This window comes from Pseudomonas maioricensis, assembly GCF_022790535.1.
In the GTDB taxonomy this organism is placed as follows: domain Bacteria; phylum Pseudomonadota; class Gammaproteobacteria; order Pseudomonadales; family Pseudomonadaceae; genus Aquipseudomonas; species Aquipseudomonas maioricensis.
In genome coordinates, this window is the sequence record NZ_LOHG01000003.1 from 56,717 (window position 1) to 67,378 (window position 10,662).

At 58.4% G+C, this 10,662-nt stretch carries 9 protein-coding genes; all 9 read right to left on the reverse strand.

All coding sequences use genetic code 11. From position 1 onward, the window contains the following. Positions 1 to 208: 208 nt before the first annotated feature. Entirely contained in the window at positions 209 to 1,120 is a 912-nt protein-coding gene (gene lpxC / locus AUC61_RS05570; RefSeq protein WP_027900249.1) for a UDP-3-O-acyl-N-acetylglucosamine deacetylase, read from the reverse strand. Positions 1,121 to 1,232: 112 nt separating this feature from the next. After that, on the reverse strand, positions 1,233 to 2,420 hold the full coding sequence (gene ftsZ / locus AUC61_RS05575) for a cell division protein FtsZ (protein ID WP_027900248.1): 1,188 nt from the start codon (positions 2,418 to 2,420) through the stop codon (positions 1,233 to 1,235). Between the two features lie 67 nt (positions 2,421 to 2,487). Continuing rightward, the gene (gene ftsA, locus AUC61_RS05580) at positions 2,488 to 3,747 is read right to left on the reverse strand and encodes a cell division protein FtsA (RefSeq protein ID WP_027900247.1); all 1,260 of its coding nucleotides are present in this window, start codon (positions 3,745 to 3,747) and stop codon (positions 2,488 to 2,490) included. A gap of 14 nt (positions 3,748 to 3,761) precedes the next feature. Further along, positions 3,762 to 4,628: a cell division protein FtsQ/DivIB gene (locus AUC61_RS05585; protein WP_243244870.1), complete on the reverse strand. Its 867-nt coding sequence runs from the start codon at positions 4,626 to 4,628 to the stop codon at positions 3,762 to 3,764. Between the two features lie 3 nt (positions 4,629 to 4,631). Next, a complete protein-coding gene (locus tag AUC61_RS05590) occupies positions 4,632 to 5,591 on the reverse strand; it encodes a D-alanine--D-alanine ligase (RefSeq protein ID WP_243244871.1) in 960 nt (319 codons plus the stop codon). Then, positions 5,588 to 7,048, reverse strand: coding sequence for a UDP-N-acetylmuramate--L-alanine ligase (murC, locus tag AUC61_RS05595; RefSeq protein ID WP_122662698.1), 1,461 nt, complete (start codon positions 7,046 to 7,048; stop codon positions 5,588 to 5,590). The genes AUC61_RS05590 and murC overlap by 4 nt, the downstream gene beginning before the upstream one ends. After that, on the reverse strand, positions 7,041 to 8,111 hold the full coding sequence (gene murG / locus AUC61_RS05600) for an undecaprenyldiphospho-muramoylpentapeptide beta-N-acetylglucosaminyltransferase (RefSeq protein ID WP_243244873.1): 1,071 nt from the start codon (positions 8,109 to 8,111) through the stop codon (positions 7,041 to 7,043). Before murG ends, murC begins: the two co-directional genes overlap by 8 nt. Next, the gene (gene ftsW / locus AUC61_RS05605) at positions 8,101 to 9,315 is read right to left on the reverse strand and encodes a putative lipid II flippase FtsW (protein WP_087264848.1); all 1,215 of its coding nucleotides are present in this window, start codon (positions 9,313 to 9,315) and stop codon (positions 8,101 to 8,103) included. The genes murG and ftsW overlap by 11 nt, the downstream gene beginning before the upstream one ends. Further along, positions 9,312 to 10,658 carry a UDP-N-acetylmuramoyl-L-alanine--D-glutamate ligase gene (gene murD / locus AUC61_RS05610; RefSeq protein ID WP_243244874.1) on the reverse strand — a complete coding sequence of 449 codons (1,347 nt, stop codon included), beginning with the start codon at positions 10,656 to 10,658 and terminating at the stop codon, positions 9,312 to 9,314. Before murD ends, ftsW begins: the two co-directional genes overlap by 4 nt. Between the last annotated feature and the right edge of the window lie 4 nt (positions 10,659 to 10,662).

Here is a 10,662-nt window from a genome sequence, read left to right on the forward strand (position 1 = left end):
CTTCCTAAAGAATAGCTCAATGGCGCTTTGGACCAAGCGCAGTGAGGAAGTATTGGTCGGCTAAGGACAGTTACCGTCACGCGGTATCACCTTCAGGAATCCAGCTGTATTCCTGATGGCACACGTGAAGCGGCAAATGAAGAATAAAAAAAGGCCGCCCGAGGGCAGCCTTCAAAAACAACAAAAAGGAAGGAGAGTAAAGCTGACCTTACACTGCCGCTACAGGGCGCATGTAAGAGATCGGTGCAGTACTGGCATCTTCGAAAGTCACAACTTCCCACGCGTCTGTTTCGGCGATCAATTTACGCAGAAGACGGTTGTTCAGTGCATGCCCCGACTTGAAGCCAATGAACTCACCTATCAGGCTGTTGCCCAGCAGGTAGAGGTCACCAATTGCATCAAGAATCTTGTGTTTGACGAATTCGTCCTCGTAACGCAAGCCGTCTTCGTTCAGTACGCCATCCTTGTCCACCACGATGGCGTTTTCCACACTGCCGCCGAGTGCGAGATTGTGCTTGCGCAGGTACTCGATATCACTCATGAACCCGAAGGTCCGGGCACGGCTGACTTCCTTCACGAAGGAAGTGCTGGAAAAGTCCACGCTTGCACTTTGGGTGCGGTCGCGGAAGACCGGGTGATCGAAATCGATCTCGAAACTGACTTTGAACCCTTCGAAAGGCACGAAAGTAGCGCGTTTACCGCCCTCCTCCAGTGTCACTTCCCGCAGGATCCGGATGAATTTCTTCGGCGCGTCCTGTTCTTCCAGGCCAGCCGATTGAATCAGGAATACGAAGGGACCCGCGCTGCCATCCATGATCGGAACTTCGGAGGCAGAGAGTTCAACGTAAGCGTTATCGATGCCCAGGCCAGCCATGGCCGAGAGCAAATGTTCTACGGTGTCGACTTTGACATCACCGCTGACCAGCGTGGTCGACAGAGTGGTGTCACCGACATTTTCCGCGCGGGCAGCAATATGCACGACGGGGTCGAGGTCAGCACGTACGAACACGATACCGGTATCCACAGGTGCAGGCTTGAGGGTCAGGTAAACCTTCTCCCCGGAGTGCAGACCGACACCTGTGGCACGGATAATATTTTTCAGGGTGCGTTGTTTAATCATGGCATTGGCCGCTTCAGCGCAAGTTGCGAACTGGTATCAACAAAGGCTGGCGATGATAGCAGACCCGGCCTTTGCTGAACACCAATCACCCTAATACCCCTGATACATTTCATCAATCAGCCTGACGACGCAGGAAAGCCGGGATATCCAGGTAATCCAGATCGTCATTCGGACTCATTTTTGCGGCTGTAGCGCCTGCGTGAGCCTGATTGCGCATCACGGTAGGACGATCCAGGTCGCGGTAGTTGACCGACGGGGCTTCCTGACGAGCAGCAGCAGGCTGAGCCTGAGACGGCTGGGCAGTTTGCAGGGTGTTGTCGATAACCTTGACCGGCTTCTCGATTTTCGCGCCCAGACCAGTGGCAACCACAGTCACGTGCAGCTCGTCGCGCATGTCCGGATCGATAACAGTACCGACCTTGACCATTGCGTGCTCGGAAGCGAACGCTTCAATGATGCTACCTACGTCCGAGTACTCACCCAGAGACAGGTCAGGACCGGCGGTGATGTTGACCAGGATGCCGCGAGCGCCCTGCAGGTTAACGTCTTCGAGCAGCGGGTTACGAATGGCTGCTTCGGTCGCTTCACGTGCACGGTTCGGACCGCTGGCGCAGCCAGTGCCCATCATCGCCATGCCCATTTCGCTCATCACGGTACGCACGTCGGCGAAGTCGACGTTGATCATGCCCGGACGTTTGATGATGTCGGAGATACCGCGAACAGCACCGGCCAGAACATCGTCTGCCTTGGCGAAAGCCGACAGCAGGCTGGCGTCTTTACCGAGGATGGTCAGCAGCTTCTCGTTAGGAATGGTGATCAACGAGTCAACGCTTTCAGACAGCATGCGGATGCCTTCATCGGCGATCTGCATACGCTTGCGACCTTCGAACGGGAACGGACGAGTCACCACCGCTACGGTGAGGATGCCCATTTCCTTGGCCACTTCAGCAATGATCGGAGCTGCACCGGTACCGGTACCGCCGCCCATGCCAGTGGTAATGAAAACCATGTTGGTGCCCTGCAGAACTTCTGCAATGCGCTCACGATCTTCCAGAGCAGCCTGACGGCCAACTTCAGGGTTGGCGCCAGCGCCAAGACCTTTGGTAACGCCAGTACCCAGTTGCAGGATGGTACGCGCGCCGATGTTTTTCAGCGCTTGAGCATCAGTGTTGGCGCAGATGAATTCCACACCTTCGATGTTGCTCTTGACCATGTGATTAACGGCGTTGCCGCCACCACCACCCACACCGATAACTTTGATTACCGGGCTTTGCGGGACGTTGTCTACGAGTTCGAACATTTTCCCTCTCCTTTCATTCTCTAGTTTTTTTGCCTGGTGCCCACTGCTGCCATTACTGCTTTGAGGCTTAGAAGTTGCCTTGCACCCAGCGCTTGAAGCGTTCAAGCACTGGAGCTTTAGGCTCATCTCCATAGCCGCTACTGCTACTACTGATCCCGGACAAAGAGAAACCGTCAGACTGCTTTTGCAGCCCGTACAGCAACAAGCCGACACCGGTGGAATAAATCGGGTTACGCACGACATCTGCGAGCCCTTTAACGCTATGCGGCACACCCAGGCGCACCGGCATATGGAAGATTTCCTCGGCCAGTTCGACCGCGCCTTCCATTTTCGAGGTACCGCCGGTCAGCACGATGCCGGCCGGGATAAGATCTTCGTAACCACTGCGACGCAGTTCCGCCTGAATCAGGGTGAACAGTTCGTCGTAGCGAGGCTCGACCACTTCGGCCAGGGCCTGACGCGACAGTTCGCGAGGTGGACGGTCACCAACGCTTGGCACTTTGATCGTCTCACCTGCACCGGCCAGTTTGGCCAAGGCACAGGCATAGCGAATCTTGATCTCTTCGGCGTATTGCGTCGGGGTACGCAAGGCCATGGCGATATCGTTGGTCACTTGATCACCGGCAATCGGGATCACCGCGGTGTGGCGAATCGCGCCTTCGGTGAAGATCGCGATGTCGGTCGTGCCGCCACCAATATCCACCAGGCAGACGCCCAGCTCTTTTTCGTCATCGGTGAGGACCGAGTACGCCGAAGCCAGTTGCTCAAGAATGATGTCGTCAATTTCCAGACCGCAGCGACGCACGCACTTCTCGATGTTCTGCGCAGCGTTCACGGCGCAGGTCACCACATGCACCTTGGCTTCCAGACGTACGCCCGACATGCCCAGTGGCTCACGAACGCCTTCCTGGTTATCGATCACGTAATCCTGCGGCAAGGTGTGCAATACGCGCTGGTCAGCCGGAATAGCGACAGCCTGAGCGGCGTCGAGTACGCGCTCCAGGTCCGCCGAGCTGACCTCACGGTCGCGAATCGCGACGATACCGTGGGAATTGAGGCTGCGAATGTGGTTGCCTGCCACCCCGACGAACGCCGAGTGAATACGGCAGCCCGCCATCAACTGGGCCTCCTCCACTGCGCGCTGGATCGACTGAACGGTGGATTCGATATTCACCACCACGCCCTTCTTCAGGCCGCGGGATGGATGAGTACCGATACCGACGATTTCCAGCGTGCCATCGGCCGCGACTTCGCCTACCAGCGCCACCACCTTGGAGGTGCCGATATCCAAGCCAACGATCATTTTGCCGCTTTGCACGTTTGCCATGGTCCTGCCTCTTGTCAATTCTTCGCGACGGCGGGTTTGTCCGTCGGAGGCGCTGTCTGCTCGCGCCACCCGACGGCAAGGCCGTTGGAGTAGCGCAGGTCGATGCGCGCAATATTCGTGATCTGTTCTTTAAGCGTTTTGTCGTAAATGGCGATAAAACGGCGCATTTTTTCTACAAGGCGATCGCGTCCCAGCAACAATTCGATACCGGGACCCGCACTGCCCGCGCCCGTGGTCAAAAACCAGCTCCCACGTTCACGTAATTCCAGCCGAGCGATGGAGAACCCCATTGGGCGCAACATCTGACTCAACACCTGATACTGCTGCATCACTTGCTGCTGAGCCCGCTGCGGGCCAAACAATTGCGGCAAGTGTTCGTAATTGGCCAGCTCGCGTGGTGTAAATGCTTCGCCCTGATTGTTGAGCAAAGCTTCATCGCCCCAGCGCGCCACTGGCAATTGTTCTTCCAGGCGGATCACAACCTGATCCGGCCATACACGTCGTACTTCTGCGTGGGCAATCCACGGCATCTTTTCCAGCTCGCTGCGCATAGCAGCGAGATCGATGGTGAAGAAGCTCGCCGCTACATAAGGCGCGATCCGCTGCTGCACCGCTTGCTGGCTGATATAGCTCAGGTCGCCCTGAACATTGATCTTGGTGATCGGCCGGTCGGCGTAGGGCAGCAACCGCTGCGCGCCCTCATAAACGCCATAACCCAACGCAACCATCAGTACCAACCAGCCCAGCTTTTTAAAGAAACCGCCCACCTTGGCTTTCGGCAAACGTGCCGACAGCGGCTCTTTGGCAACCATGCGACTGGCACCACGCGGCACCGGCTTGCGGCCGGTTGCTGGAGGCTGATGACGCGCCGTCGCGTTCATGACTTACCCCCGCACCTGGACGCTGTCAGCCAGAATGGCCAACACCAGTTGCTGAAAATCCAGCCCCGCCGCGCGGGCCGCCATCGGCACCAGGCTGTGATCGGTCATGCCCGGCACTGTGTTCACTTCCAGCAGCCAGAACTTGCCGTTGGCATCCTGCATCACATCGGTACGCGCCCAGCCGGTAACGCCAACTGCTTCGCAAGCGCGAGCGGTCAGTTGCTTGAGTTCCTGTTCCTTGGTGTCATCGAGCCCGCACGGAATCCGATACTGGGTATCGTCAGCCAGGTACTTGGCGTCGTAGTCGTAAAAACTGTGAGGAGTGCCCAGGCCGATGGGAGGCAACACCTGGCCACGCAGCGATGCGATGGTGAACTCCGGACCTTGAATCCATTGTTCAACCAAAACTTGCGAATCGTAGGTACTGGCGGCTTTCCACGCGACGATCAATTCTTCGACGCTGGTCACCTTGGCCATACCGATACTGGAACCTTCATGAGCCGGTTTGACGATCAAAGGCAGGCCCAGTTCCGCAGCCGCAGAAATACAATCCGATTCACTGCCAAGCACCGCGTGCAAAGGCGTTGGCAGGCCAAGACTCTGCCAGACCTGCTTGGTCCGCAGCTTGTCCATCGCCAGCGCTGAAGCCAGTACGCCGCTGCCGGTGTACGGGATTTCCAGACACTCCAGCAGGCCTTGCATGGTGCCGTCTTCGCCACCGCGTCCGTGCAAAACAATGAACGCCCGATCAATCTTTTCACTGACCAGACGCTGCAGGAAATCGTCACCGACATCAATGCCGAATGCATCGACACCGGCGCTCTGCAACGCTTGCAACACCGCTTGCCCTGACTTCAATGAAACCGGCCGCTCAGCGCTCTTGCCGCCGAACAGCACGGCAACGCGGCCGAAGGATTTCGGCTCCAGCGTCGAGAGCAGGGACGATTGCAGTGGCGCAGTCATTTCAGCTTCCCTTCGGTAGGCGCGATGACTGCACCCGCGAACAACGGGCTTCTCAGCAGCTGTGGAGCCAGCCCGCCGATATCACCGGCGCCCTGGCAAAGCAGGATGTCGCCCGCACGCAGCAAAGGTTTCACCAACGGCGCCAGCTCGACGCCGCGCTCGATGTAGATAGGGTCCAGTTGGCCACGCTGACGAATGCTGTGGCACAAGTTGCGGCTGTCCGCACCCGGGATCGGCTCTTCGCCTGCCGGATAGACTTCCATCAGCAGCAGCACATTGGCCTCGGCCAGTACCTGCACGAAATCGTCGTAGAGATCGCGAGTTCGGCTAAAGCGGTGTGGCTGATAAACCATGACAAGACGACGGTCCGGCCAGCCACCGCGGACCGCATTGATCACCGCTGCAACTTCACGCGGATGGTGACCGTAGTCATCCACCAGCATGACGTTGCCGCCTTCAACTGGCAGCTCGCCGTACACCTGGAAGCGTCGACCGACGCCCTGGAAGCCCGACAGGCCTTGGACAATGGCTTCGTCACTGACGCCTTCATCCGTCGCAATGGCAATGGTCGCCAGCGAATTGAGTACGTTGTGGTTGCCCGGCATGTTCACCGATACGTCCAGCGGCTCGCGGTCGCGACGCAATACAGTGAAAAACGTCAGCATGCCTTCCTGGCGCACATTGATAGCGCGCACATCAGCCGTTTCGGTGAAACCATAAGTCACGGTTGGACGTTTGACCTGCGGCAGGATTTCCCGCACCACCGGGTCATCGATACACACCACCGCCAAGCCGTAGAAAGGCAGGTTATGCAGGAACTCGACGAAGGTTTTCTTCAGTTTGTTGAAGTCACCTTCGTAGGTCGCCATGTGATCGGCGTCGATGTTGGTGACGACGGCAACCAGTGGCTGCAGGTGCAGGAAGCTGGCATCGCTTTCGTCGGCTTCGGCGATAAGGTAACGGCTAGTGCCCAACTGCGCATTGGTACCGGCAGCGTTCAGACGACCGCCGATCACGAACGTCGGGTCCAGGCCACCGGCCGCGAACACCGAAGCGATCAGGCTGGTGGTGGTGGTTTTGCCATGCGTACCGGCAACGGCGATGCCGTGGCGATAACGCATCAGCTCGGCCAGCATCTCGGCACGCGGCACCACCGGAATACGACGCTCAAGAGCAGTCGCCACTTCCGGGTTGGAGGTGTTCACGGCACTGGAAACCACCAGCACATCAGCGCCAACAGTATTTTCTGCGCGGTGGCCGATGAAGATATGCGCACCAAACGATTCCAGACGCTCGGTCACCGGGGAAGCCTTCAGGTCGGAACCAGAAACTTCATAACCCAGGTTCAGTAGCACCTCGGCAATCCCGCACATGCCCACGCCGCCGATACCGACGAAGTGGATGCGACGGATGCGGCGCATTTCCGGCTGTGGCATCGCGCGTTGATTCTCAACCATGAGCCACCTCCAGACAGATATCTACAACGGTATTGGTCGCATCAGGCTTGGCCAGCCGGCGGGCGGTACGAGCCATCGTGTTGAGTTGTTCGGGTTGCATCAAAACCTCTTTCAGACGCGCCGCCATATCGGCTGCGTCAGTTGTCGCTTGTGGCATGACGAAAGCGGCGCCTTCGTGAGCCAGATAGTCGGCGTTACGGGACTGGTGATCGTCGATCGCATGGGGCAACGGCACCAACAGCGAGGGCAGTCCGGCCGCCGCCAATTCACTGATGGTCAATGCGCCTGCGCGGCAGACCACCAGGTCGGCCCAGCCATACGCTTGGGCCATGTCTTTGATGAACGGGGCGACCTGCGCCTCGACACCGGCAGTGCGATAACGCTCAGCGGTGACTTCATCGTGATTCTTGCCAGCCTGATGAAAGACCTCAGGCCGAAACTCGGCAGGCACCAGCGAAAGCGCCTCCGGCAATAATTTGTTCAGCGGCTCGGCTCCCAGACTGCCGCCCAGCACCAGCAAGCGAGCCTTGCGCCCGGCCAGCGCCTGACGCGGAGTTTCCAGGAACAGCTCGGTACGCACCGGGTTACCCGTAGTGCGGCGTTTTTCCGAAGCAGCAAAGGTGTTCGGAAAAGCTTCACACACCCGACTCGCGAACGAGGCCAGACTGCGATTGGCAGTACCGGCAACAGCGTTCTGCTCATGAATGATCAAAGGGACTTTGCCCAGCTTCGCGGCAAGGCCGCCTGGACCGGTGACATAACCACCGAAACCCACCACGCAAACCGGCTTCAACTCGCGCACGATTTTGCGGGCCTGCATCAAGGCTTTGAGCAACATCAGCGGTGCCTTGAGCAAGGACAGGCGGCCCTTGCCTCGCAAACCGGTGACATTGATGAGGTGCAAGGCGAATCCAGCCTGCGGCACCAGTTCGTTTTCAATGCCGCGTGGCGTACCGAGCCAGTGAACCTTGTAGCCGCGAGCCTGAAACTCTCGCGCGCACGCCAGGGCCGGGAACACGTGCCCACCGGTGCCGCCAGCCATGATCAGCACATTAGCGTCCATGGTTGGGCTCCTCGGCGAAGTCACTTTCATTGAACTCGGCTTCTTCGCTGCCCATGTTGTTGCGCGACTCCCACTCGATCCGCAGCAGCAGACCCAGGCTTGCGCAGCAGATCACCAACGAGCTGCCGCCGTAACTAAGGAACGGCAAGGTCAGACCTTTGGTTGGCAACAGGCCGACGTTCACACCGATATTGATCAGGAACTGACCGATCCACAGGAAAGCCAGACCGTAGGCCACGTAGGCACCGAAGAATTGCTTGGCGCGCTCGGCCCACATGCCGATGTACATCGCGCGAATACTGACGAATACGAACAGCGCTACGGTCAGCAGCGAGCCCACAACGCCCAACTCTTCGGCGAGTACCGAGAACACAAAGTCAGTGTGGGCCTCTGGCAGATAGAACTGCTTCTGTACGCTGTTGCCCAGACCAACGCCCAGCCATTCACCACGGCCGAAGGCGATCAATGCCTGGGTCAACTGATAGCCGGAACCGAACTGATCAGACCACGGGTCGGTGAAGGTAATCAGACGCGCCATCCGATACGGTTGCGCTTGCACCAGCACGAACACTGCGCCGACCGCCAGAGCTACCATCAAGCTGAAGCGGAACAGACCCACACCACCAAGGAACAGCATGGCCGCCGCAGCGCCCATCATCACGACGGTGGCACCGAAGTCAGGCTCCATGAGCAGCAGACCGGCCATTGGCAGCAGGACGATGAATGGCTTGAAGAAGCCCATCCAGCTTTCGCGAACTTCCTGCTGGCGGCGAATCAGGTAACCGGCGAGGAAAATCACCACGAAGACTTTGGCGATTTCCGAAGGCTGTACGTTGAACATGCCGAAGCCGATCCAGCGCATCGAGCCGTTCACCTCACGGCCAATACCCGGTACCAGCACCATGACCAACAGACCAAATGCGCCCAATAGCATCATCCAGCCCAGACGCTGCCAGGTGGCGACCGGAATCATCATGGTCAAGCCACAAGCGAAGATGCCGATGATCATGTAGATCAAATGGCGAGTCATCATATAGAGCGTGTTGCCGGAGTTCACCGCAGCCACTTCAGAGGAAGCGGAGGTGATCATCACTAGGCCCAGGCCCAACAAAGCCAGGCAGCCAGCCAGCATAGGAAAATCAAGGTCGATACCACGACCACTGATTATCGGGGACGGGAATGGCTTGATTACGCCGAAAATCATGACAAGTCCCCCACGGCTTGCGCGAACAGACGACCGCGCTCTTCGTAGTTTTTGAACATGTCGAAACTGGCGCACGCCGGAGACAGCAGTACCGCGTCACCCGACTGTGCGATCTCGGCGCAACGCAATACAGCGTCGTCCAGAGTTGCAACGCGGACCAGTGTTACATCGTCACCCAGAGCCTGGGCAATGAGCTCGGCATCACGGCCGATCAGTACCACCGCGCGGCAGTTGGCAGCGACAGGTGCACGCAGGCCGCTGAAGTCGGCGCCCTTGCCGTCACCGCCGGCGATCAACACCAGCTTGCCTTCGATATCAGCACCAAGGCCTTCGATCGCGGCCAGTGCAGCACCGACGTTGGTGGCCTTGGAGTCGTCGTAATAGCTCACGCCATTGCGCTCACGCAGCCATTGGCAACGATGCTCCAGGCCGCCGAAGCTACGCAGGCTGGAAAGCATGGCGTCCATCGGTAAACCGACAGCATGGCCCAGCGCGAGCGCAGCCAGGGCGTTGGCCTGGTTATGAGCGCCACGGATTTTCAATTCACGTACAGGCATCAGGTTTTCGAATTGGAAAGCGAGGTATTTCTCGCCGTCTTCTTCGCGCAATCCGAAGCCATGGAAATCGGGCTTGTTCAGACCAAAGGTCCAGCACGGCAGACCTTCACCAATCAACGGCCGGGTCAGAACGTCCTGACGGTTGACGACTACCTGACGAGCCCCACGGAATACCCGGTGCTTGGCCAAATGATAGGCAGGCAAGCCGCTATAACGGTCCATGTGGTCTTCACTGATGTTCAACACGGTCGCCACTTCTGCGCCGAGTTGATCGGTGGTTTCCAACTGGAAGCTGGAGAGTTCCATGACATAAAGTTCGATGTCATCGTTGAGCAGATCCAGCGCAGGCGTCCCTAGATTGCCGCCAACAGCAACGCGCTTGCCCGCTGCCGCAGCCATCTCACCAACCAGCGTGGTCACGGTGCTTTTGGCGTTGGAGCCAGTGATGGCAATGATTGGGGCCTTGGCATTACGGGCGAACAGTTCGATGTCGCCGGACAGCTTCACGCCTCGGGCAGCGGCCTGCTGCAATGCCGGGGTAGCGAGCGCAAGACCGGGGCTCACGTACAACTCGTCCGCACGGCACAGGAATTCGACGTCCAGTTCGCCACAACGCACATCCACCTGCGGATAATCGCGACGCAGTGTCGCCAGTTCCGGTGGATTTTCCCGCGTATCAGCGACGGCAAACGACACGCCCCGGCTCGCCAGAAAGCGAACCAGGGACATGCCGCTCTTGCCGAGGCCGACAATGATGCGGAAATGGTCTGAAGCGATAAGAGACACTCGT

Bases quoted from the DNA above. Each gene is read 5' to 3' on its own strand.
- lpxC (WP_027900249.1), bottom strand. From the start codon at position 1,120: ATGATTAAACAACGCACCCTGAAAAATATTATCCGTGCCACAGGTGTC.
- ftsZ (WP_027900248.1), bottom strand. From the start codon at position 2,420: ATGTTCGAACTCGTAGACAACGTCCCGCAAAGCCCGGTAATCAAAGTT.
- ftsA (WP_027900247.1), bottom strand. From the start codon at position 3,747: ATGGCAAACGTGCAAAGCGGCAAAATGATCGTTGGCTTGGATATCGGC.
- AUC61_RS05585 (WP_243244870.1), bottom strand. From the start codon at position 4,628: ATGAACGCGACGGCGCGTCATCAGCCTCCAGCAACCGGCCGCAAGCCG.
- AUC61_RS05590 (WP_243244871.1), bottom strand. From the start codon at position 5,591: ATGACTGCGCCACTGCAATCGTCCCTGCTCTCGACGCTGGAGCCGAAA.
- murC (WP_122662698.1), bottom strand. From the start codon at position 7,048: ATGGTTGAGAATCAACGCGCGATGCCACAGCCGGAAATGCGCCGCATC.
- murG (WP_243244873.1), bottom strand. From the start codon at position 8,111: ATGGACGCTAATGTGCTGATCATGGCTGGCGGCACCGGTGGGCACGTG.
- ftsW (WP_087264848.1), bottom strand. From the start codon at position 9,315: ATGATTTTCGGCGTAATCAAGCCATTCCCGTCCCCGATAATCAGTGGT.